This window comes from Kiloniella antarctica (assembly GCF_042682825.1).
Taxonomy (GTDB): domain Bacteria; phylum Pseudomonadota; class Alphaproteobacteria; order Kiloniellales; family Kiloniellaceae; genus Kiloniella; species Kiloniella antarctica.
This window is the reverse complement of the sequence record NZ_JBHUII010000004.1, coordinates 1,206,526-1,229,014: the sequence shown is the minus strand read 5'-3', so window position 1 is coordinate 1,229,014 and position 22,489 is coordinate 1,206,526. Positions and strand designations below refer to the sequence as shown.

The following is a 22,489-nucleotide window of genomic DNA, read 5'->3' as shown; positions in this document are numbered from 1 at the left end:
AAAATGTTAGCGGATGTAAATGGCAATGAGCACTAATATTTTACAGTCAGAGGATGAGGGTGCCTATGACTTTATTATCATCGGAGCGGGATCAGCTGGATGTGTGTTAGCACATAGGCTTGGCGAAGATCCAAATGTTAAAATATTGGTTCTTGAGGCCGGGGGTAGTGATAAATCTCTGTTTGTGGCCATGCCCGCAGCCCTTTCCATTCCCATGAATTCAAAACGTTTTAATTGGGGAATGAAAACAGAGCCAGAACCGGGGTTAGATGGCCGCATCATGAACTTACCAAGAGGTAAAGGTCTTGGCGGGTCCTCATCAATTAACGGTATGTGCTATGTCCGTGGAAATCCTCTTGATTATGAATTGTGGAGTGCGCTTGGTGCCAAAGGGTGGCATTGGGAAAACGTTTTACCGTATTTTCAACGGGCAGAAACTGTAAATGGCGGAGGACCTCTTCGAGGTCAATCCGGACCGTTGCATGTGACCCGAGGAACGGAAAGAAACCCTCTTTATCATGCCTTCGTTAAAGCGGGTGAGCAGGCGGGCTATCCTATGAGTGCCAACATGAATGAGCGGCAACATGAAGGTTTTGGCCCAATGGAAATGTCGGTAGGAGGGGGGGCGAGATGCAGTGCTGCCACCGCTTACCTGAAACCAGCGTTAAAACGTGGCAACGTACGTGTGATTAGCCATGCCACGGTAGATCGGATTTTATTTGAAGGTACAAAAGCTGTTGGGGTGCAATTTGATCGAAAGGGTAAGGATTGTTTCGCGCGCGCACAAAAAGAGGTAATCCTCAGTGCGGGATCTATCATGTCCCCGACAATCTTAAAGCGTTCGGGGATAGGTCCAGCGGAAGAATTAAAACTCCATGACATAGATCTTGTCTGCGACAAGCCAAGTGTTGGTGAGAATTTGATGGACCATTTAGAGGTCTATTTACAACAAGAATGCTTACAGCCTGTATCCCTCTATAATTCAATGAATTTACTTGGTAAAGCGGCCATCGGCTTGCAGTGGATGTTGACCAAGACGGGGCTTGGCGCATCTAACCATTTTGAAAGTGGTGGTCATATTCGAAGCCGGGCTGGTGTTATTTATCCGGATATTCAATTTCACTTTCTTCCCTTGGCAATTTCGTATGATGGAAAAACCTTGGCGAACGGGCACGGGTTCCAAGTTCACGTTGGGACGAAGCGTTCAAAAAGCAGGGGTTGGGTAAGGCTGAGGGATAAAAGGTCTGAAAGCTTGCCGCGGGTCTGCTTTAATTACATGACGCATGAAGATGATTGGCTCGAGATGCGAGCTTGTATTCGCCTGACCCGCGAAATCTTCAAACAAGAAGCTTTTGCTCCCTATAAAGGAGTAGAACTCGCACCTGGAGACAACTGTATTTCAGACCAGGCCATTGATCAATTTATCAAAGATAAAACTGAAAGTGCCTACCACCCTTGTGGAACGTGCCGAATGGGAAGTGATGTATCTGCCGTGGTTGACGTTAATTGCCGTGTCAACGGTCTTCAAAATTTGCGAGTTGTGGATGCCTCCATCATGCCGCAAGCAACCGCAGGAGACTTGAATGCGCCAACCATCATGCTGGCAGAGCGTGCTTCCGATTTAATCCGAGGAAAAACATTACCACCGGCCGAGGATGCCCCGCTCCTTGCCGCGACAGATTGGGAAACCGCACAACGCTCGAAGCGCGTCTCTAGAGATTACGCGAACGATCGGGAAATGCTTATGAAATCATTATTAGAAACCAACCGAGCATAACAAAGTCGAACAGGAGATATCTATGAATTTTTCTTTTAAACGAAGCCTCATTGCCGCGACGATAGTCACGTCAGCGATGGTGGCTTCTCAAGTTACGATTGCTGACGTACCTGAATCTAAAGACCCAATTAAGATTGCCGTTAATGAGTGGACCGGACAACATCTATCTGCAAACATCACAGCAGAACTGCTTAAGAAAAAGGGTTATAATGTCGAATTGGTGACGGCTGGTGGTTTATCTCAGCTCACTGCAATCGCACAGGGTGAAATTCACCTTAATCCTGAGCTTTGGGATAACAGTATCACTGATGCCTACACAAATGCTGTGGCGTCAGGGGACATTCTTGTTAGGGGCTCTCTTGGGCTTAAACCACAAGAAGGTTGGATCTACCCAAAATATATGAAAGAGAAATGTCCTGGACTGCCAAATTATCAGGCGTTGTATGACTGTGCTCAATCCTTTGCAAATGCAGAGACTTACCCAAAGGGGCGGCTGATTACCTATCCAGCGGATTGGGGGACACGATCCAAGGATGTTGTTGCGTCAATTGATCTGCCATTTGTAGCGGTTGCTGGCGGTAGTGAAGGTGCCATGGTGGCTGAGTTGAAAAGTGCGCTTGCTGCGAAAGAACCTATTTTGATGATGTTTTGGCAACCGCATTGGCTGTTTGCTGAAATTGATGTCGATTGGGTAACGTGGAACCCGATAGAGGGCGAATGTGTTGAAGAGACACAAAACCGCAATACAGCTTGTGGGTTTGCTCAGGCTAATGCCGTCAAAATTGAGTCGAAAATGGTTGCGCAAAAATGGCCTGAAGCTTCTGAGTTATTCAAAAAAATTAAAATCTCTAACGAAGAACAAAACCGTATGATTCTCGCGGTTGATCAAAAAAAGCGCCCTTTGTCAGAGGTGGTTGATGAGTGGATGATTCAAAATAAGTCTAAATGGAGCGAGTGGGTTAAATAGGTTATTTGACGAAGAACGAAAGGCCGATACTCAGTTGAGGTTGGCTTTTCTTTTCCAGTAACCCTATGGGAGCAAAGTGACGGTGAAAACCTCAAGTGAAGTCAAATTATCTTGCCGGAATTTATGGAAAGTATACGGCCCGGACTCGAACGCTTATTTTAAATCACCCGAGTTTAAATCATTCGAAGATAATTTTGATTCGGAATCCTTAGCGCAAAGAATGCGTACTGAATCGCATATTCCGGCTGCTATTGATGTAAGCTTTGATGTTTATGATGGCGAAATATTCGTGATCATGGGGTTATCTGGTTCAGGAAAGTCGACTGTTGTTAGATGCTTGTCTCGATTGGTTGATGCGAGTTCTGGTGAGATTCTTTTGGATTCTGAAAATCTGCTTACAAAAAATAAGAAAGAACTCACTCATATTCGACGACATAAAATGGGGATGGTCTTTCAAAGTTTTGGGTTGCTTCCTCATCTAACTGTTTATGAAAATATTGCGTTTCCTTTGAAGCTCCAAGGGCTTCCTGCGCGTCAGTTGTGTGATCGTGTTGAACGTGTGATTAATCTGGTGGGACTTGAAGGGCGAGAAGGTAGCTTTCCTGAACATTTATCGGGTGGACAACAGCAACGTGTAGGGATCGCTCGATCCCTTGCCGTTGAACCCGAAATTTGGTTTCTAGATGAGCCGTTTAGTGCGCTAGACCCTCTTATTCGACGTCAAATGCAGGATGAGTTTTTACGTATTCAGCGTGTACTGCGTAAATCGATCGTTTTCATAACGCATGACTTCCTCGAGGCCCTAAGGATCGCTGATCGAATGGCAATTATGCGGGATGGTAAAATTATCCAAATTGGTACGCCTGAAGATCTTATTTTGAATCCTGCGGATGATTATATTGCTCAGTTCACACGCGAAGTGCCGCGTATAAAAATTCTACGTTCGGGGCAATGTCTTGATGAGACCAAAAAAAATATATCTGGCCTTGTCCGTGTTCATGATCAAACTCCTTTGGAAATTTTGATTCCCCTAATGGACCAAAATCCTAAAGGTATTGCTGTACATGGAGAAGACGGGCAAGACCTTGGCGTCGTCAGTCCGGCATCCATCATACGAACGCTTGCCAGCAATCAGAGGAATTCAGGCTTAAATGCGGAAGAGTTGAATGGTTAATATTTCCGATACAAGGCAATCATTTTTAAATAGAAATTTTAAACTCCTGGCACGGTTCTTATCTTTATATGGATTGTGGATTTTTCTCTTCTCGTTGGGGTGCGTTTTTTTACAAGATTACTTTCAAAATCTAAGTGCATTCCCCGCGACATATCAATTTCCGATCGTAGATCTGCTCAATGGGTTTATGGCTTGGTTTGTAGAAAATACGTCCGGTTTTTTCCGGCTGACAGCATGGCTTATGGATTTTCCTATGGGATGGGTCCGTGAACTGTTGCAATGGCTTCCTTGGACCGTTGTCGTCTTTGTATTTATGCTGGTATCTTACCGTGCGGGAAAAACGGCTCTTGTTATTTTTACGGGTAGCAGCTTTGCCTACATATTATTCGTAGGACTTTGGGTCGAAAGCATGAACTCCCTAGCTCTTGTAGCTATTTCAGTTCCGTTTGCTGTCCTTCTTGGGTTCTTTCTGGGGGTGATTGGATATTTATCTCATCGCGCAGAACGAATAATCGTTCCCATTTTAGATATAACCCAAACCATCCCTGCTTTTGCCTATCTGCTGCCAATTCTGTTGTTATTTGGGTTTGGACCTGTTGTGGGTCTCATCGCCAGTATTATCTTTGCTTTTCCTCCAATGGTTCGAAACACGATTGTTGGATTGCGAAATGTTCCGTTAGATATTATTGAATCTGGTCAAATGTCTGGTGCTACAGTTCTACAGTTGTTTTGGAGAGTAAGGTTTCCCAGCGCTTTGCAGCAAATTCTCCTTGGTGTGAACCAGACAACAATGGCCTCGTTAAGCATGATCATCATTGCTTCCATCATAGGAGGCTCGGCTGATATCGGGTGGGAGGTATTATCCACCATGCGCAAAGCTCAGTTTGGTGAAAGTCTTGTCGCCGGTGTAGTTATTGCCTTACTGGCAATGGTGCTTGACCGGATAACACGTGGGCTTGCTGTGCGTAAAGTCAATGAGTATGAGGTGCAAAATCAACGCCTTAAATATCTATTGATGGTCGGAAGCACTGGAATGGTCATTATCTTGCTTATTAGCGCCCAGCTAATTCCTGCCTTAAATACATGGCCTGATGCCTGGGTACTGGATCCATCAACACCATTGAATGAAATGATTAGTTGGTTTGTCCTTACTTTCAAACCAGTGCTGGATACCTTGAAAAACAGTTTTGTGTTTTTCTTTATGTTGCCCTTGAAGATTGGATTGAATACTGCCGTTAGCCCGTTTACGTGGGGGTTCTCTTTAACCATATGGCATACGGCCGCCTTCATGGTTATCGTTGCCTCTATTGCTGCTTATTTCCTTAAAGCCAAAAAACAGACAAAAGCAATAACGACTCTGTTGTTCGGTATGATTATTTTTATTGGGCTGACTGAAATGCCTTGGCCTGCAATGGTCGTAATTATTGTTGGTTTTGCCTATAGAGTGGGAGGAAGGTCTCTTGCCTTGGGAACTTCTGCAGCCATCGCATTTTTACTCTTGTCGGGCAGTTGGGAAAAAGCACTGCTTTCACTTTATCTGTGCTGTATTGCTGTTTCATTATCATTCCTGATTGGAACAACCTTAGGAATATTTGCGGCAAGTAATGATAGGTTCTCTCGCTTTATGCAGCCAATTAATGACACCTTACAGACAATGCCGCCTTTTGTTTTGTTGATACCTATTGTCATGATTTTTAAAATAGGGGAATTCACAGCAATACTTGCGATCATTTCTTATGCTTATGTACCGGCTTTTCGTTATACCGAGTATGGGCTGCGTAATGTTTCGGCTGAGGTTGTTGAGGCCGCGACATGTATGGGGTGTTCACCTTTGCAACTTCTTTTTAGGGTAAAGTTGCCCTTAGCAATGCCCAATATCATGTTGGGTTTAAATCAATCAATAATGTATGGCATTGCGATGTTGGTCATTGCGGCTTTAGTTGGCACTGACGGCCTGGGTCAACAAGTTTATATCGGCCTGAGTAAAGGTGATTTCGGGATTGGTTTTCTTGCGGGAATTGGTATGGCCATTATTGCGATTACGGCGGATCGGTTTTGCCTTGCTTGGCAAAAAAAATACGAAAATTCCAGAACATTAAGCGAGTAACGAGATGAAACTTATCTATTCGGATGATCACCGTGATCACGCTGGTGCAAAAGAAATGCGTTATGATGAGATGATCCCCATGTCGGAAAGTCCCGAACGCATGGATATGATCATGGAAGCATTGGTCAATGCGGGACACAACGATGTGGTTGTGCCAAAGTCATTTTCTTTAGAGGCTGTTTACAAGGTCCACGATCCCGCCTTTGTCAGCTTTCTGGAGCGTGCTTATCCTTTGTGGGAAGCAGAATTCGGTCCCGGGGGCTATGCGACAGCCTATACCTTTGGTATGAGAGGGATGGCACAGGCACCCAATCAATCTATTCATTCGATGTTATCTTGTTATACATTTGATGTTTGTGTCCCCATTGTTGAAGGGACATGGAAAGCAATTCGTTCTGCCGTCGATGTCGCCTTGACTGGTGTTGATATTATCCAAGGTGGAGAGAAGGCCGTATTTTCTCTCTGTCGTCCTCCAGGTCATCATGCTTCGGGTGACCTTGCTGGTGGATATTGTTACTTAAACAATGCTGCTATTGCCGCGCAGGCTCATCTTGATGGTGGCGCTCGACGGGTTGCTATTTTAGATATTGATTATCACCACGGCAATGGTAGCCAGCACATCTTCTATGAGCGAGAAGATGTTTTTTTTGCATCACTCCACGCACGACCAGAAGACGAGTATCCTTTTTTGATGGGCTATGCGACAGAAGTTGGAAAAGGGGATGGTAAAGGTTACAATCTTAATCTGCCGATGCCAAAGGGTACGGATTTCAGCTCTTATGTACTGGCTTTACAGGTGGCCCTCAGGCGAATTGAGCATTATGCCCCGGACGTACTCGTCATCTCTCTTGGGGTTGATACTTTCGTTGATGATCCTGTCGGAGGGTTTGAATTACAGAGCCCGGATTATTCTGTGATAGGACAAATGATTGCACAACTAAGCCTTCCAACTCATTTCATTATGGAGGGGGGGTATGCAATGGAGGCATTGGGAACCAATGTTGCCAACGTAATTTCGGGTTATTGCCAAGATGGATAATTCTTTATGATCTTACGCAAACCTATGCGCTAGTAGTCTGATTTGGAAACACTGCCACGGCCTTTTTTTATTGCACCTCGTTGTTTCTTTTTGTCGGTACGCTTGGTCTTAGCGGATCGGCTTGGTTTTGTGGGGCGGCGGCTCTTTTGCTGAATGGTGGCTTTTTTGATGAACTCGACGAGCCTGTCGCGGGCGTCCTGTCTATTACGATCTTGACTGCGATGACTGTTGGCGGTGATTATGATTTCACCATCCTGTGTCATTAGATGGCTGGCCAAAATTTGAAGGCGGTTGAAGACAAAAATTGATATGGCAGGGCTGGTTTTGGCATTAAACCGCAGTTGGACTGCCGTCGATACTTTATTCACATTTTGGCCACCAGAACCCGATGCGCGAATAAAGGTTTCCTCTAGCTCGTCGGGATCAATCTGTATTTGGTTGGTTACCCGGATCATGAGGGCATTCTTCTGTTTCTTTATTCAGATGGTGCTTTGATACCGATTAATATCATGACATGTACTTTTGTGCACCCGGATTAAAAAAAATCGAGAAAAGCTCTGTCTATAAAATTTATTTTTATGAATCATTTAAAAAATTAAATATTGGGACCAATTGGTCCTGTTTGTTTTCGTGCTTTTAAGCTCGAGAGGATAAACTGTACGAGTGTGTCTAATTTCTCTGAGCTGCTTTTGGCTTTTACCGAGGATCTAAGGCCAGATATGCTGCAAACCAGAAAGGCTGCCAAGTCTTTGGAATTACTTTCTTGCGGGATAGCGCCTTCTTTTTGGGCACGAATAATAGCCTGTTCAAACAGATTTTCGAATGTATAAAAGCGGTCAATAACGCGTTGTTGTATTTCCTGATTGTGGACACTCCATTCGTTGATGGAATTAATCAGAAGACATCCTCTGGGTGCAGCTGCGCGCTCCTTTTCATGGATAATAAATCGAAGAATATCTTCAATAAAAGCCCACCCCGAAGCTTTGGTTGCTAACCCCTTTGCCATAGAGGTATGAAGTTTTATTGAATAGCGGTCGATGGATTTCTCAAACAGTTCTTTTTTACTGCCAAACACTTTATAAAGGCTACTTTTGGATAGGCCAGTTGCTGAAAGCAGGTTGTGTAAAGACGTGCTTTCGTATCCCTGGGTCCAAAACAAATCCATGGCCTTATCAAGTGCAATATCAACATCGAATTCGCGGGGGCGACCTAATACCATGCTGTATTTAGGGACTTAGCGGTCTTTTTGTCAATACTATACAGATAAAACACAGTTGTCAGGGGGCGAGCGGGAAGAGAGTAACTGAATCGCCTTTTTGCCAAACCGGATATTTGTGCAAGATATTTTTAAAAGCCGGGCTGTTTAGAAATTCATTCAACCAGTCTTTTAAATACGGATAAGGCGTTTTATCAAACCAGACACGATCAACATTGGCGAATTGTCTGATGAAAGGGGCAATCGCCATATCTGCCAAGGATTTTTTTTCTCCAAATAAATAAGATGGGCCTGTTAGTTGCTGGTTGAGCTCTTGCAGGAACATTTCGGCTTTTTCTCTGTGCTCTAAGGAGTTGACGTTTTCATAACGTGGGGCATATTTGTACCGGTCCAAGTGGAACTTAAAATTGGTCTCGCATCGGTTAATTTGTGTAAGCATTGAATCTAGGTCGCCTCGCTCTGGCACAAGCCAACTTTCAGGATCATCGCGCTTTAACGCCCAAAGCATGATGTCGAGACTTTCCTCAATGACGATACCATCATTCAAAACGAGAACAGGCACTGTGCCTTTGGGAGAGGATTCTAACATGGGGGCAGGCTTGTTACGCAAGACGATCTCCCGAAGTTCACATTGTTGCTGGCTACTTTGTAAGCCTAGCCTTGCCCGCATTGCGTAGGGGCAACGGCGAAAACTGTATAAAACGGGAAGAAATTGTGTCATGAGAGCCGAAATTAACTTTAAGTGTGTCGGATGATACCAATGAAGCAGGAGTGCGCTCTTTAGGCAAGTCCTGTAGCGATTCTTTATATTTTATAGTACGTGATCAAATGGTATCAAACATAGAATTTGTAATGGGAAAATAATCTCTAGGTACTATTGCGAATAGATGACTACGCAATATGTAACTATATATTTACAATAGAGCTTAGGCGTGAAGAGGCAGTATTTTACGGAATGATTGTGACAAGATGATGCAGGAATACAAACGATCTACGGCATTGGATTTTTTGGATGATTGTCCAAAGAATATATTGTCGTTTTATAAATATTGGGATTCTAAGCGTCGCGGTCGAACTATGCCTTCCCGTGCTGATCTTGATCCGATTGAAATGAAACCTTTCCTGTCGAGCCTCATTCTTGTCGATGTCACACACGAGCCTTTGAACTTTACTTACAGACTGGTTGGGACAAAAGAAGTCAGTGCGCGAGGCTGTGATCCGACGGGTCATCAAGTTTACGAACACGCTTTTGGCACTACCACAGAGGAAGTTATGACCAATTACAAAATTGTCTCTGAAAAAAAATGCCCCGTCTTTGACCAAGAAGGCGTATCTTCGGAAGTTTCTTCCTTGCGCCAAGGGGATGCACTCTTACTTCCTCTTTCAGATGATGGGCAAACCGTAAACATGGTTGTTGCCTTTACTGATTATATAAATTTTTAAAATTAGAATTTTACACATAAAAAAAGACTGTTCGAAAATATTCGAACAGTCTTTTTTTATGTCTTAGAGGATAAACGCCTGGTTATTAAGCAGCTTGGCGTTTTGTAAATCTTTTTTGGCCTCTGTTCTCGCCGTTTGCATTCTGTGCAGGGCGACCACCAAATCCGGTACCGTTACGGGCCTTAGCTGGGCCACCACGTCCACGGCCACCTGCGGCTGGTTTCCCGCCACCGGGTTTGCCAAAGGAACGTCCGCGACGATTAGCCGGTTTTTGTGAGTAGGCATCACGGTTGCTGATTTCAACGTGGAAAGGGTGATCCTTTTCAACGGTGATATCTTGACGGATAGATTTTTCAATCCGTTTGAGTGTGCCAATTTCTTTTGGAGAACAGAATGAATAGGCATCACCTACGGCATCTGCACGACCTGTCCGCCCAATACGGTGAACGTAATTTTCAGGATCCGTTGGAAGGTCAATATTCACAACAACTTTAATGTCTTTTACGTCAATACCACGGGCAGCAACATCTGTCGCAACCAAAACATCAATGTCACCACGACGGAACTTATTCATGACCTTCGTACGAATACGTTGTTGCTTATCACCATGGATCGCATCAACACGACGACCATCTTCACGAAGAGCGTCACACCAGCGATCACACTCAGCTTTTGTTTGCATGAAAACAAGAACACGTTCGCCAGGGTGTTTATCCAGAACGTGACCAAGAAGGGCCTGTTTTTGGCCGCCATGGACATAAAATGCACGCTGAGTGACGTTTGCAGCAGTGGTGGATTCTTTGGCTGTTTCGATACGAACTGGGTTTGTCAGTAATTTACTGATCAAACGATCAACAGATTTAGGCATCGTTGCTGAGAAAAGAACAGTCTGGTGTGGTTTAGGCAGGCTGTTTGCGATTTCGGTTACTTCATCAGAAAAACCGAGATCAAGCATGCGATCTGCTTCGTCAAGGATAAGCGTTGTTGTGTGATCGAATTTAACTGAACCACGTTTTACATGATCAATTAGACGACCAGGCGTCGCAACCAAGATGTTCACACCGCGATTTAAATCACGGAACTGAGGGAACATCGGAGCGCCACCGGTAACAGTGGTATAATGCAAAGGAAGGAATTTTGTGAAGGCACGAAGAACCTGGCCAATTTGCAGGGCAATTTCACGTGTAGGGGCAAGGATCAGAGCTTGCGGGTGGTTAGGCTCATAGCGCTCTTTTTTCTCAGCCAGACGCTGGAGTAGGGGAAGTACAAAAGCAGCTGTCTTACCGCCACCAGTCTGAGACAGACCTATGACGTCTTTGCCAGCCATAAGAGCTGGGATAGCTTGAGATTGAATAGCTGTAGGAGCCGTGAAACCTTGTGCGTCGATTGCACGTTGAAGCGGCTCAATAATATTGAGCTCGGAAAACTGAGTCATGCAGGAAAGTCCTTTAAAAGCATGGTGAAGGCTATACCTGGATCAATCTAGCTCTTCGCCGCACTTTTGGAGACATAACGTCCAACACAAGGATTAAGCGCAATAGATCAAGGCGGGGTCTTTATTTAACCCCCTTTTCATAGCGTATAATATACAAGACAAGCCTATATATTTCCGCGAGTTGACGCAGCAATATAGGATTGACCTCAGTGGGTCAAGCCAAACCGGGGGTCATCTTTTGCATGGCGCCTATGCATCTGCAGGGAAAAGTTGCACAAAAGAGATTTGATACGGCTTGAACGTGATTAACACTTCAGTACTCATTTGAGATTTGTTTTTTATTTTTCAGTCGTAATACTTCTTTTTTTGTACTCCACTAACAGTGTGTTCAGGATAAAAAGTTGCCTGTACTCAAGGCTTAGACTACCGTATCTGCAAAATAATTGGGAGGTTCCCATGCTTAATAGTTGGGAACGTATCGGCCGCTCTACTCTGATCGGTTTCACAAGGGGATAAAAATGAAAAAAATAAAAAACATGTTACCAGTTATGTTGGCTGGCGCCTTGGGGTTGAGTGCAACTTTTGCTTCCCCTATAGCTCTAGCGGCTGATCCTGTGAAAATTGGCATGATCACGACCTTATCTGGAGGAGGGGCAGGCCTTGGGATTGATATTCGTGACGGCTTTATGCTGGGCGTGAAAATGAAAGACGGCAAACTTGGCGGTGCCGAAACTCAAGTCATCGAAATTGACGATGCGCGAAAAGTTGAGAATGCCAAACAAATTGCCTCACGCATGATTAAAAAAGATGATGTTGATATTGTAACGGGGATTGTCTGGTCCAACCTTGCAATGGCCGTCGTACCAAGCGTCACCCGTGCGGGTAAATTTTATATCAGCCCGAATGCCGGCCCTTCTGCCCTTGCAGGTAAAAAGTGTCATGAAAATTATTTCAATGTCGCATGGCAAAATGACAATCTGCACGAAGCTGCAGGCCAATACGTGACAGACAAAGGGCATAAAAAAGTATATCTCATGGCCCCCAATTACCCTGCTGGCAAAGATGCTATCGCTGGGTTTAAACGCTTCTATAAAGGTGATGTTGCGGGAGAGGTTTATACTAAGTTAGGTCAAGTGGATTACGCTGCGGAATTGGCAAATCTTCGTGCTGCGAAGCCGGATGCCGTTTATTTTTTCTTGCCAGGCGGAATGGGGATTAACTTTGTTAAACAGTATTCTCAAGCTGGATTGAGTGCGGATACTCCTTTGTTTGGACCAGCTTTCTCGTTTGATGAAGGTATTTTGAAGGCCGTTGGTGATGCAGCTTTGGGGGTTTACAACACATCCCAGTGGAACAAAGACATCGACAACCCCGCAAATATCGCGTTCGTAAAAGCATTCAAAGAGACTTACGGCCGTAATCCATCACTTTATGCCAGTCAGGGGTATGATGCTGCAATGTTAATTGATTCGGCAGTTTCTGCTGTCGATGGGGATCTTTCTGACAAAGACAAGTTCAGGGCAGCACTGCGCAAAGCTGAATTCAATTCTGTTCGTGGCGATTTTAAATTTGGTGCTAACCAACACCCTATACAGGATATTTATGTACGGATTGTTCATAAAGAAGGTGATGTTGTGACAAACAAAATTGTGGAGAAGGTTTTCTCTGCACATCAGGATGCTTACGCAGCTGACTGTAACCTGTAAGCTTATCGAGAGCCGGTTATTGCTCTGATACTCTGAGAACCGATAAAGTTCTATTGGTAATCAATGAGGGAGCGTTCAAATAACCGGCTCAGGTGTGTCTGGAATTTCTATAAATGTTGACGATAGAGCTCTTTCTTGAGCAATCCCTTAATGGGCTGCAACAGGGCGTGATGCTGTTTCTTATGGCTGCTGGCTTGACCCTTGTGTTCGGCATTATGTCTTTGATCAATCTTGCACATGGTTCTCTCTATATGGTGGGAGCCTATGTTGCCGCGAGTGTGACCCAAGCATCCGGCAGTTTTGTTTTAGGTATTCTTGCCGCACTTGGGGCGTCGGGAATAACTGGGATGCTGCTAGAGTATTCCGTGCTTCGCAGGCTTTATAATCGAGACCACCTTGATCAAGTTCTGGCAACTTTTGGTATGATCTTGTTCTTTAATGAGTTGGTGAAGATACTCTGGGGGCCACAAGCACTTTTCCTCTCAACGCCTGAATTCCTTTCCGGCACACTCGAGTTCATATCCGGTGCGCCTTATCCTTCTTATCGGTTATTTATTATCGCAGCTGGTTTGGCTGTTGCGCTGTTGCTACGACATCTTATCATCCATACCCGAATTGGCATGTTGATTAGAGCAGGCGCAACCCACCGGGAAATGGTTGGGGCTCTTGGCATTGATATTGACCGTCTCTTTACCATCGTCTTTGGTATCGGGGCGATGTTGGCTGGGTTGGCTGGCGCTCTCGCCGGACCCATGCTGGCTATTGAAGTGGGAATGGGTGAAAAAATACTTATCCTGACATTCGTTGTCATTATCATTGGTGGGATCGGTTCTATCCGTGGTGCTTTGGTTGGAGCACTTCTTGTTGGGATGGTCGATACTTATGGGCGGGCATTTCTTCCTGCTATCATGCGCGAGATCCTGGACCCCTCTGCGGCAGATACTGTCGCCGCGTCAGTTTCGTCCGTTGCTATTTATGTCTTAATGGCTGGGGTCCTAATTTGGAAACCACGCGGCCTGTTCCAGGCATATGGGAGCTAGGCTGAAAAATGGTTCTTGAAAAAATGATCGGCTCAGATGCAGGGGCACGGACAAAAATTGTTTCGGGCATTGGATTAACGATTCTTCTCTTTTTACCTTTGGTGGCAGATCTTCTGGATGAGCCCTTTTTTGTTGATATCGCCAGCAGGGTTTTGATCTACGCTTTGGTTGCTGTCAGCCTTGATCTCATTTTGGGATACGGGGGAATGGTTAGTTTTGGACATGGTGCCTTCTTCGGGATAGGAGCCTATGTCATCGGGATTTTGTCCCATCACAGTTATGAAGTGACTATGATCAGTTTTCTGCCTGGCGAATGGGAGGGGACAACACAAGCGCTGATCCAGTGGCCCCTTGCAATGCTTGTCAGTGGATTGCTTGCTTTACTGATTGGGGCATTAAGTCTGCGGACTACGGGTGTCTATTTTATTATGATCACACTGGCTTTCGCTCAGATGCTGTATTTCCTGATGATATCTATTCCAACCTACGGCGGAGAAGACGGTTTAAATATTTGGGAACGCAGTGAAATTCCATTGTTGGACCTCTATGATAGTGAGACCTTTTACTACACCTGTTTGGTTTTGTTGCTGTTGTGCCTGTGGGTCTGTAAACGACTTGTGAAAAGTCGTTTTGGTATGGTGCTTCAGGGCTGTCGTCAAAATGAAATTCGTATGAAGGCGCTTGGATACCCTGTGTATCGTTACAAGCTGACGGCCTTTGTAATATCGGGAATGATTGCAGGGTTGGCAGGAGCACTATCGGCTAATCATACAGAATTTGTTGGGCCGGGTCTTATGCATTGGACCCGTTCTGGTGAAATCATGATTATGGTTATTCTTGGCGGAATGGGAAGCTTGTTTGGTGCCGTGCTGGGGTCGGCTTCTCTGTTGTTAATGGAAGAAGTTTTGTCTGGGTTGACTGAACACTGGATGATTTTCCTTGGCCCCATTTTAGTTCTCGTTGTTCTTTTTGCTCGCAAGGGCCTTTATGGGCTTCTGATCGGGAAAGGGGATGGCAATGTCTGATCCTATTCTCGAAGTCATCAGTCTGACAAAATGTTTCGGTGCCATTGCTGCCAGCGATGGTTTGACCTTTTCTGTTAAACGGGGAACGATCCATGCTCTGATCGGTCCCAATGGAGCCGGAAAATCAACGGCGATTGCTCAGCTTTCTGGTGAATTACGTTCAGACACAGGCCGAGTTCGGTTTGATGGTCAGGACGTTACACGTTGGTCGGTGGATAAGCGTGCGCGCACGGGACTACAAAGATCCTATCAAATTACCAGCCTGTTACCTGAGTTTACGGCAGAAGATAACGTGGCTGTGGCGATCCAGTCTCAACAAGGCCACAGTTTCCGATTTTTGGAAGATGCGCGGAAGGACCACAGTCTTAGAACGCCTGCAAAGAAGATATTAAAACGTGTCGGGCTATCTGATTTTGCTGATTTTCCTATAACATCTCTTGCTCATGGTCAGCAACGCCAGTTAGAGCTTGCAATGGTGCTGGCGACAGCGCCGACCATGCTGTTGTTGGATGAACCCATGGCGGGAATGGGGCAGTCGGAATCTTTACAGATGATGGAATTACTGCGCCCGTTAAAAGGCGATATCACGATGTTGTTGGTCGAACACGATATGGATGTGGTCTTCGCACTCGCTGATGTCATCACTGTTTTGGTTAAAGGTCAGGCGTTGGCGACGGGAACTCCAGATGAAATTCGAGCAGATCCGGCTGTGCGTCGTGCCTATTTGGGAGAATATTGATGGGGGCGTTGAAACTTTCCGGAGTTGAAACCTGTTACGGGCCAAGTCAGGTTTTGTTCGGTGTGGATCTGGAGATCATGCGCGGCGAGGTGGTCACCTTGATGGGGCGTAACGGTATGGGTAAAACGACGACTGTGCGTTCGATAATGGGACTAACGCCAGCAAGTAAAGGTACGATTTCGTTCGGAGATACGGCGATACAGGATTTACGCAGTCATCACATTGCGAAAATGGGAATCGGTTACGTTCCGGAAGGACGGCAAGTTTTTTCTAACCTTACGGTGTTAGAAAATCTTGTCGCAACGGCTGCGAACAATGCGGGGCTGGATGAGCCCTGGGGGGTGGAGAAGGTCATGGATCTTTTCCCTCGCTTACGAGAGCGGGCAAGCCAATACGCACGGACCCTCTCTGGTGGTGAACAGCAGATGTTGGCAATTGGTCGGGCATTAATGACCAATCCAAGTTTTATGATTTTGGACGAAGCGACTGAAGGGCTTGCGCCTTTGATACGGGAAGAAATCTGGCATGTGCTTGAACACAATTTAAAGCAATCAGGGCAAGCTATTTTGGTGATAGACAAGCATCCTCAAGCTATGGCGCGGATTGCAGATCGACATTATGTGATGGAAAAAGGACGTGTTGTCTGGACTGGCTCGTCCGAACATCTTTTGTCAGATAAAGACATGCAGCATAGATACCTTGGGGTGTAGAAAATGACCATCGATCCAATTCTCGAAGACCTTTATAATGTTCGTGGCGCTATTCCAGAATTCGCTGATATCTTTGCCCTTTGGGACAAGCGTTCAAATGCTTTTCGTGAGAAGATCAACAGTCATCTTGATTTAATTTATGGAACTGGCCCGAGAGCAAAGCTCGATATCTATCCAACGAGGGAAAAGGGTGCCGCTTTGCATGTCTTTATTCATGGTGGGTATTGGCAAGCGATGGATAAAAGCCAATCAAATTTTCTTGCGGAAGCATTTTTGGATAAAGGTATTTCGGTAGCCATGATTGGCTATGATTTATGCCCCGATGTGGCGTTGCGAGATATCGTTGAAGAAATTCGTCAGGGTTTTGCCTGGCTTTGGCACCATGCCGATGAATATGGATATGATCGCGATAGAATTCAAATCTCAGGTCATTCAGCAGGCGGTCATCTGGTTGCAATATTGCTTACGACGGATTGGGTGGCATATGGATTGCCAAAAGATATCTCTCCAATTCATAGCGCGATTGCGATCAGTGGTCTGTTTGACGTGTCACAACTTGTCCAGACATCGATTAACAACAAGTTGGGGCTCGATTTCGAAGAGGCCATAGCCCTCAGTCCACTTTTTATGGTCCGTGAAAATATTTGCCCCCTCTTGCTTGCGGTTGGAGATGATGAAAGTTCAGCCTTCCATGAACAGTCCGATAATCTACATGAAAAGTGGCAGGATGAGGCTGGGTTAATGGAAAGAATGACCCTTTCTGGGCATCACCATCTTTCTGTTGTTGTTGAGCTTGCTAACCCGAACAGTCCTTTGTTTAAATGGGGTGTAAATCAGTTGGGCATAAACACGAAAAAAAGACTGTAAAATATTACCCAAAAGCTAAAAAAGGCCCAAAGAACAAATTTCTTACTGACGTGATTTAATAGAATATTTCCGATGAGTTGCGCTATGAAGATGACCTGAAACCATCTGATCAATCGCGCAGGGATGAATATCGCAATAAATGAAATCAACGGGATAGAAAGTTGCCCTGCTTGAGCCGCAAAAACTTTATAAGGAACACCACTAAAGGCCCCGATAAGAATACTTAGTATTCCGAATTGCTCTAAGTCCTCCTTGGCAGTAACAATCATTGCAGGACTTATTGCGGGTAAAATGTCTATATAATCTATAATGTCAGAGGAATAACTGTTCCCCAGGTGATAAATAATAACGCCGCCAATGAAGGCACCACTTAGTGTGAATAAAGCCGATTTTATTGCTGTTTTTAGGTTATATTTAACGCTGAGATAACTCAGGAATACATCTGGAACGATGAAAAAGAATGTTGCCTCAGCGAACCCCCATAAAAAAGAAATCAAGTAATTTTTGATTAGTCCCATAAAGGGAAGTTGCCTTGAGTTGCAAGGTCGCTCATCTGCTCCTCAAGGTGGTGCATAAATTGTTCTTTGTCGCCCTGCCATGCTTGTGGAGATCCAATAAAGACATCGCAAAAAAACGGAACAAAAATAGCATCTCCACGGGGAAGTGCTTTTCCTAAGCCGTGCAGGAAAAGTGGTACCACAGGTACGGTGGGATATTTTTTGCTAATCAGGGCAATACCTTTTTTGAAACGGGTCATCTCTTCTGGAGTGCCTCGAGATCCTTCCGGGAATATGATTAAAATCTCACCGCGACGCAGAGCTTCGAAGCTAAGCGCCAATGGATTTCCGCCCTGTTGAGATCGGGCAACAGGAATAATACCAATGACCTTTGTTGCAAACCAGGCAAGTACTGGATTTCGTAAAAAATAATCTGCTGCCGCGACGGGTCGAACTTTGGGTAACAAGGCCAGTGGAAATAGCGAAAGGATCACGAGAGTATCAAGATGGGAATTGTGATTGGCGACGATAACTGCGGGCCCTTTTGTTGGAAGCCCTGCACGATTACGGATGTTTAACCCCAAGCCTAGAAGGACAAGAGGACGCACAATAAAAAAGAAAAAGAAGCCGCGGAGTAATATATTTGGCATGGTTTAGTAATAAAAATATCTGAGAAAATGAAAGAAAATCGGGGCGCTATAGGTTAAGCTGTCTAACCGATCGAGTAAGCCCCCGTGGCCGGGAATGGTATTACCAGTATCTTTTACGCCAAGGTCTCTTTTTATCGCAGAAATTGTTACATCACCAATAAATCCGGCAAAGGAAATCAGGGCGCCTGCCAATCCAGCCATGAGCAATGACATGGGAGAGAGGAACGGTGATATGGCAACTGATAAAAGTGCTGTTGAAAATATACCCCCTAGAAATCCTGCCCAAGTTTTCCCGGGACTTACTTTCGGAATGATTTTGGGACCGCCAATAAGGCGTCCCCAAACATACTGTGCGACATCATTGAACTGGGTTAACAGCACCAGAAGGAACAAAAGGGCTGCACCATTTTTGTCAAATACAGGCGCGTCAGTTGAAAGGGCTGTTTCCGGTAAGACCAAAAGATAGGCGGCGTGAGACAAACTGAAGACTGTCATCATCAATCCCCAGTTTAAGGTGCCGATTGCGCGTAGAAAGCCGTCGGTCTCCCCCTTGAGGACCATACGGAATGGTAAGAATAGAAACACCCAAATTGGAATGAAGATGATGAACATGCCGTACCATCCGGCATAGACCCAGTAGTACTGTATGGGGATGGCAATATAGGCCCAGAAAAGAACACGACGATCTGCACGCCTTGTTGGGATCATTGAGAGATATTCTTTCAGGGCGAGAAAAGAAAGCAGGCCGAGAAAAACAATAGACAGCGTTCGGTTTATGGCAATAGCAAAGGTGAATATTGAAATCATATACCACCAGGACTTTACTCGAAGCCAAAGCTCTAGGTGGACTTCAGGGGCTTTACCGTGACGCATTAGGGCAACGATGATTGTTGCGATAGCGAGGAGGGCAAACACCCCGCCGATAATATAAAGCAAATTTTCGGGGACAGGTAAGTCTTGGATAAAGTTCATGTTGATGGTCCGGCTTCGTCCAGAGCGCGTCGTGCGCGGTTCATGATGGTGTAACAGGAAAGAAAAATTAGCAGATAGAAAAAGTAATCAATCCAGGCGAAGGGGATAAGATCAAGGGTAAGTAAAACAGCCAGTAAACCAAAAGCAAAAGCCCGATCGCTTTTCCCAAAAGGGCCGTCGTAACGGCGAGAGGCACCAATTTGTACCGAGATTACCCCGGTCATCTCGACGATGATGCCGAGCAAAATAACAGCAGTGCACAGGGGCGCTGAAATCCCGGCAATCATCACAAACGGTAGATAAAGCAGCGCATCAGCAATAATGTCACCAAGCTCATTGAGGACGGCGCCGAGGTTGCTTTTCTGATTAAATTCCCGCGCCATCATGCCATCAATGGCATTCAAGGCCATACGGATGAAAAGAATAATAGGAAGCACAAAAAGCGGAAGATTTTGATCAGGGGATAATGCAATCCAAAGCCCCCCGAATGCGGATAGAACAATGGCGGACATCGTAACTTGGTTGGCAGTAACACCTCTATTCACGAGCCCACAACAAATCGGCCGTAACAGATTCTGAAACTTGGGCTTCAGATCATATATGGTGATCACGCTATTTCCCCCACGACACTATTTGCATGAACTATGTTGGGATCTTAAGGCCTGGGCGTCGAAGTTGTAAATGCTTCTGTCGTGATCTTAAGGGAATACGTCGGTTTGGGACTTACAGGTTTTCATTCCAGAAAACGTTGCTTTAAATCTCCAGTTGGAATTAAGCAGCTCTCATCTTTGCCAAAGAAACTATAGCGATTTTGCGCGATCATGTCATAAAGCCAATTGTCCAGTGGAGAGGGAATTAAGCCTGAGAGGGAGAGTATCCGTGCCGGGTAGGGAAAGAGTTTCGTGCAATTGGAAAAAGCAGACATCTTTCCATAGGCTTGTCCATTTGAAATCAAGAGGTTGGTTTCAAAATTGATGGTGTCGAGATTGTAGTGCCTGAAAAGTGCTTGGCCCAACTTAGATTGCGCTGCGGTAAACTGAAATTTTTCATCCTTGTCGTTTTTGATAACAAACTTAATAAACCCAGAGCAAAGCACGCAAACACCGTCGTAAACCAATAGCGGACGACGATCATCAAATTTTGGAACTGTGGGGTCGGTTCTGTAACTATAGTCTGTTTGGCTCAAGGGTGCTGTGGACATAAGGACTTTCCAAAAGTTTAGCGCCTTTACTATTGCTCAAAGAGAGCTTGTAGAAAAGTTGTTAATCAATCCCTGTTATAATTTCGTCAACAGAATTTTTGACCAAGCTGTAGCTCTCAAAAAAGCGGCAAAAAAATTCGAAAGGGTTGATAAATGAAGGTTTTTTCTTCGAGTATATATTGGTGTATTGCCATCGTTGTAACTTTTTTTTACAGCAATTTGGCCCAAGCAGATTGTGCAAGAAGCTATTCTATTGCCTACTCTTCGGACTATATACCCTATCAATATCAATCGGAGTCTGAAGCGCCAATGGGGCTGGATATTGATATTACGTCGGCGGTTATGACCGAATTAGGCTGTAAGTTTGAATTTGTTCTGATCCCGTCAAAACGTGCGCAATTGCTCCTCAAAAGTGGCTCTCTTGATTTGATGCCTGCAGCGTCAATTACAGGTGAAAGAAGCGCTTATGCCCACTTTTCAAATCCATACCGAAATGAGGCCGTTGCCATGTTTGTACGGGTTGAGGATCATAGCAAATATCAGCAGTATCATTTCAAGGATGCAATAGATAACGGTCTGCGTACGGTTGCCGGGCTTGGTGGATGGTACGGTTCAGAATATGGTAAGGAGAAAGAGCGCGCATTGGCGGCCGGGGTCTTAAGGCTTAATGCAAGTACCAGCGTACGTATTCATCAGCTTTTAGATAAACGTGTTGATGTTGTCGTCGCTGATTTGTTTGTTGGATACCACCATGCAATTGAGGCTAATAGATTAAGCGAGATTACACCGCTTCCCCACTTGCTCAATTCAGAACCAGTGCATTATATGCTCAGTAAATCCTCGGTTTCAGATAAATTTGTTATGGAATTCAATCTTGCTCTTTCGGCTGTGTTAAACAGTGAAGAATACCAAGTTTTATTGGAAAAATATCGTCCGGCCACAGGAGTTCCAACGAATTAATGATTGATTATGGCCCATGGCATGATGTCATGACAAAAGCCTCAGGGGTGGCTTTTGTTTTTCAGTGGTCTGTTGGTTGGGATTAGTCCGTTTTTTTCCAAACTGTGAGTTCAGCAATCGTGTGTTGGTATTTCCGTCGTGTCTCACGAATGACAAAGGGGACGTCAACTGGCTGTGTGACCAGTTCAAATTCGGGGGCTAAAGCATCGCGTAACCCATCTATCGTGGTATGTTTTTCACCGGTGTTTGATTTGTAGCCGCCCAACCAGTTATCGCGCCGGGTAAACTCTTCGAGCCAGGTATAGGGGGATGTCAATACGAGATGCCCGCCTGCACGGATACGATCCTTGATTGTAGAGATAAATTTTTGAGGGTCGTATAGACGGTCGATAAGGTTGCCTGCAAAGACTAGGTCATAATCTGTATACTTCGCATTCAGATTACAGGCGTCGCCTTGCATAAAGTTGATTTTGTCTTTGATTTCGCTGTAGCCTTCGTAGTCATCGAGATTGATCTCTTTATAACCGACAAGCTCACCTTCATCTTGAACGGCATAGCGCTGTGTCCCTTTTTGCTGTAAGGTAGTTGGTGCCTGTATCAAACGAGTCGAGAAGTCGATGGCATCTACGTGATTGTATGATTTTGCCAGCTCAAAAGAAGCCCGCCCTGTCGCACACCCAAGATCCAGTGCTCTCTCTTTTATGCTTTTTGCTGTGTGGCCGAGACAAATCTTCGCGCAGGTAACTGGAAAATTTGGCACACCAAAATACTGATCGCCATAATGAAACTCTATGTATTGGGCGACAATGTTGTCTGTCTCGTACATATTTACCTCAGTCGTGGTGAGGTCCGCGGCTTCAATATAGCGCAGGCCTGAATATTAGAAGACGTGACGGCGAAGTGCATAGCAAGAATCCTTTAGGAAAAAATTACCTTTTAGATCCAGCCGCCTTCTTTGAAGATA

General features: G+C 45.1%; 23 protein-coding genes. 13 read left to right on the top strand and 10 right to left on the bottom strand.

The annotated features are described in order from the left end of the window. Nucleotides 1–25: 25 nt before the first annotated feature. From betA to ACFSKO_RS12715, 5 genes are all read left to right on the top strand, one after another. Nucleotides 26–1,777 (top strand): choline dehydrogenase, encoded by a 1,752-nt coding sequence (gene betA / locus ACFSKO_RS12735; protein ID WP_380252114.1) that lies wholly within the window; start codon nucleotides 26–28, stop codon nucleotides 1,775–1,777. A gap of 22 nt (nucleotides 1,778–1,799) precedes the next feature. Beyond that, nucleotides 1,800–2,744, top strand: a complete 945-nt coding sequence (locus ACFSKO_RS12730) for an ABC transporter substrate-binding protein (protein WP_380252112.1) — start codon at nucleotides 1,800–1,802, stop codon at nucleotides 2,742–2,744. 220 nt (nucleotides 2,745–2,964) lie between these two features. Next, nucleotides 2,965–3,918, top strand: coding sequence for an ATP-binding cassette domain-containing protein (locus ACFSKO_RS12725; RefSeq protein ID WP_380252110.1), 954 nt, complete (start codon nucleotides 2,965–2,967; stop codon nucleotides 3,916–3,918). A 187-nt stretch (nucleotides 3,919–4,105) separates the two neighbouring features. Next, entirely contained in the window at nucleotides 4,106–6,025 is a 1,920-nt protein-coding gene (locus tag ACFSKO_RS12720; protein ID WP_380252108.1) for an ABC transporter permease, read from the top strand. A gap of 4 nt (nucleotides 6,026–6,029) precedes the next feature. Further along, complete coding sequence (locus tag ACFSKO_RS12715; protein ID WP_380252106.1) at nucleotides 6,030–7,064, top strand: histone deacetylase family protein; 1,035 nt, start codon at nucleotides 6,030–6,032, stop codon at nucleotides 7,062–7,064. Between the two features lie 29 nt (nucleotides 7,065–7,093). Here ACFSKO_RS12715 and arfB read toward each other — a convergent pair whose 3' ends face one another. The 3 genes from arfB to ACFSKO_RS12700 form a co-directional block, all read right to left on the bottom strand. Next, nucleotides 7,094–7,519, bottom strand: a complete 426-nt coding sequence (gene arfB / locus ACFSKO_RS12710; RefSeq protein WP_380252103.1) for an alternative ribosome rescue aminoacyl-tRNA hydrolase ArfB — start codon at nucleotides 7,517–7,519, stop codon at nucleotides 7,094–7,096. Nucleotides 7,520–7,659: 140 nt separating this feature from the next. Then, a complete protein-coding gene (locus ACFSKO_RS12705; protein ID WP_380252101.1) occupies nucleotides 7,660–8,283 on the bottom strand; it encodes a TetR/AcrR family transcriptional regulator in 624 nt (207 codons plus the stop codon). A 58-nt stretch (nucleotides 8,284–8,341) separates the two neighbouring features. After that, nucleotides 8,342–9,001, bottom strand: coding sequence for a glutathione S-transferase (locus tag ACFSKO_RS12700; protein WP_380252099.1), 660 nt, complete (start codon nucleotides 8,999–9,001; stop codon nucleotides 8,342–8,344). Between the two features lie 248 nt (nucleotides 9,002–9,249). Here ACFSKO_RS12700 and ACFSKO_RS12695 point away from each other — a divergent pair, with 248 nt between their 5' ends. Next, nucleotides 9,250–9,723, top strand: a complete 474-nt coding sequence (locus ACFSKO_RS12695; RefSeq protein WP_380252097.1) for a PAS domain-containing protein — start codon at nucleotides 9,250–9,252, stop codon at nucleotides 9,721–9,723. An 85-nt stretch (nucleotides 9,724–9,808) separates the two neighbouring features. Here the strand turns inward: ACFSKO_RS12695 and ACFSKO_RS12690 are convergent, their stop codons facing one another. Then, nucleotides 9,809–11,158 carry a DEAD/DEAH box helicase gene (locus tag ACFSKO_RS12690; RefSeq protein WP_380252095.1) on the bottom strand — a complete coding sequence of 450 codons (1,350 nt, stop codon included), beginning with the start codon at nucleotides 11,156–11,158 and terminating at the stop codon, nucleotides 9,809–9,811. Between the two features lie 518 nt (nucleotides 11,159–11,676). Here ACFSKO_RS12690 and ACFSKO_RS12685 point away from each other — a divergent pair. The 6 genes from ACFSKO_RS12685 (at nucleotide 11,677) to ACFSKO_RS12660 (ending at nucleotide 17,245) form a co-directional block, all read left to right on the top strand. Next, nucleotides 11,677–12,864 carry an ABC transporter substrate-binding protein gene (locus tag ACFSKO_RS12685; protein ID WP_380252093.1) on the top strand — a complete coding sequence of 396 codons (1,188 nt, stop codon included), beginning with the start codon at nucleotides 11,677–11,679 and terminating at the stop codon, nucleotides 12,862–12,864. Nucleotides 12,865–12,977: 113 nt separating this feature from the next. Further along, nucleotides 12,978–13,904: a branched-chain amino acid ABC transporter permease gene (locus ACFSKO_RS12680; protein ID WP_465262314.1), complete on the top strand. Its 927-nt coding sequence runs from the start codon at nucleotides 12,978–12,980 to the stop codon at nucleotides 13,902–13,904. Between the two features lie 8 nt (nucleotides 13,905–13,912). Then, nucleotides 13,913–14,929, top strand: coding sequence for a branched-chain amino acid ABC transporter permease (locus ACFSKO_RS12675; protein WP_380252091.1), 1,017 nt, complete (start codon nucleotides 13,913–13,915; stop codon nucleotides 14,927–14,929). After that, nucleotides 14,922–15,668 carry an ABC transporter ATP-binding protein gene (locus tag ACFSKO_RS12670; protein ID WP_380252089.1) on the top strand — a complete coding sequence of 249 codons (747 nt, stop codon included), beginning with the start codon at nucleotides 14,922–14,924 and terminating at the stop codon, nucleotides 15,666–15,668. The genes ACFSKO_RS12675 and ACFSKO_RS12670 overlap by 8 nt, the downstream gene beginning before the upstream one ends. Further along, on the top strand, nucleotides 15,668–16,378 hold the full coding sequence (locus tag ACFSKO_RS12665; protein WP_380252087.1) for an ABC transporter ATP-binding protein: 711 nt from the start codon (nucleotides 15,668–15,670) through the stop codon (nucleotides 16,376–16,378). Before ACFSKO_RS12670 ends, ACFSKO_RS12665 begins: the two co-directional genes overlap by 1 nt. Nucleotides 16,379–16,381: 3 nt before the next feature. Then, the gene (locus ACFSKO_RS12660) at nucleotides 16,382–17,245 is read left to right on the top strand and encodes an alpha/beta hydrolase (RefSeq protein WP_380252085.1); all 864 of its coding nucleotides are present in this window, start codon (nucleotides 16,382–16,384) and stop codon (nucleotides 17,243–17,245) included. On the opposite strand, the gene ACFSKO_RS12655 is transcribed toward ACFSKO_RS12660, so the two are convergent. The 5 genes from ACFSKO_RS12655 to ACFSKO_RS12635 all read right to left on the bottom strand — a co-directional run bounded on the left by ACFSKO_RS12655 (nucleotide 17,212) and on the right by ACFSKO_RS12635 (nucleotide 20,565). After that, nucleotides 17,212–17,763: a hypothetical protein gene (locus ACFSKO_RS12655; protein ID WP_380252083.1), complete on the bottom strand. Its 552-nt coding sequence runs from the start codon at nucleotides 17,761–17,763 to the stop codon at nucleotides 17,212–17,214. The genes ACFSKO_RS12660 and ACFSKO_RS12655 overlap by 34 nt on opposite strands. Beyond that, nucleotides 17,754–18,392 (bottom strand): lysophospholipid acyltransferase family protein, encoded by a 639-nt coding sequence (locus ACFSKO_RS12650; RefSeq protein WP_380252081.1) that lies wholly within the window; start codon nucleotides 18,390–18,392, stop codon nucleotides 17,754–17,756. The genes ACFSKO_RS12655 and ACFSKO_RS12650 overlap by 10 nt, the downstream gene beginning before the upstream one ends. 3 nt (nucleotides 18,393–18,395) lie before the next feature. Beyond that, nucleotides 18,396–19,364: a phosphatidate cytidylyltransferase gene (locus tag ACFSKO_RS12645; RefSeq protein WP_380252079.1), complete on the bottom strand. Its 969-nt coding sequence runs from the start codon at nucleotides 19,362–19,364 to the stop codon at nucleotides 18,396–18,398. Beyond that, on the bottom strand, nucleotides 19,361–19,975 hold the full coding sequence (locus tag ACFSKO_RS12640) for a CDP-alcohol phosphatidyltransferase family protein (RefSeq protein WP_380252077.1): 615 nt from the start codon (nucleotides 19,973–19,975) through the stop codon (nucleotides 19,361–19,363). Before ACFSKO_RS12640 ends, ACFSKO_RS12645 begins: the two co-directional genes overlap by 4 nt. 122 nt (nucleotides 19,976–20,097) lie before the next feature. After that, nucleotides 20,098–20,565, bottom strand: a complete 468-nt coding sequence (locus ACFSKO_RS12635) for a thiol-disulfide oxidoreductase DCC family protein (protein ID WP_380252075.1) — start codon at nucleotides 20,563–20,565, stop codon at nucleotides 20,098–20,100. Between the two features lie 153 nt (nucleotides 20,566–20,718). On the opposite strand from ACFSKO_RS12635, the gene ACFSKO_RS12630 reads away from it, so the two are divergent. Then, nucleotides 20,719–21,525: a substrate-binding periplasmic protein gene (locus ACFSKO_RS12630; protein ID WP_380252073.1), complete on the top strand. Its 807-nt coding sequence runs from the start codon at nucleotides 20,719–20,721 to the stop codon at nucleotides 21,523–21,525. 82 nt (nucleotides 21,526–21,607) lie between these two features. On the opposite strand, the gene ACFSKO_RS12625 is transcribed toward ACFSKO_RS12630, so the two are convergent. Continuing rightward, nucleotides 21,608–22,351 carry a putative 4-mercaptohistidine N1-methyltransferase gene (locus ACFSKO_RS12625; protein ID WP_380252071.1) on the bottom strand — a complete coding sequence of 248 codons (744 nt, stop codon included), beginning with the start codon at nucleotides 22,349–22,351 and terminating at the stop codon, nucleotides 21,608–21,610. Between the last annotated feature and the right edge of the window lie 138 nt (nucleotides 22,352–22,489).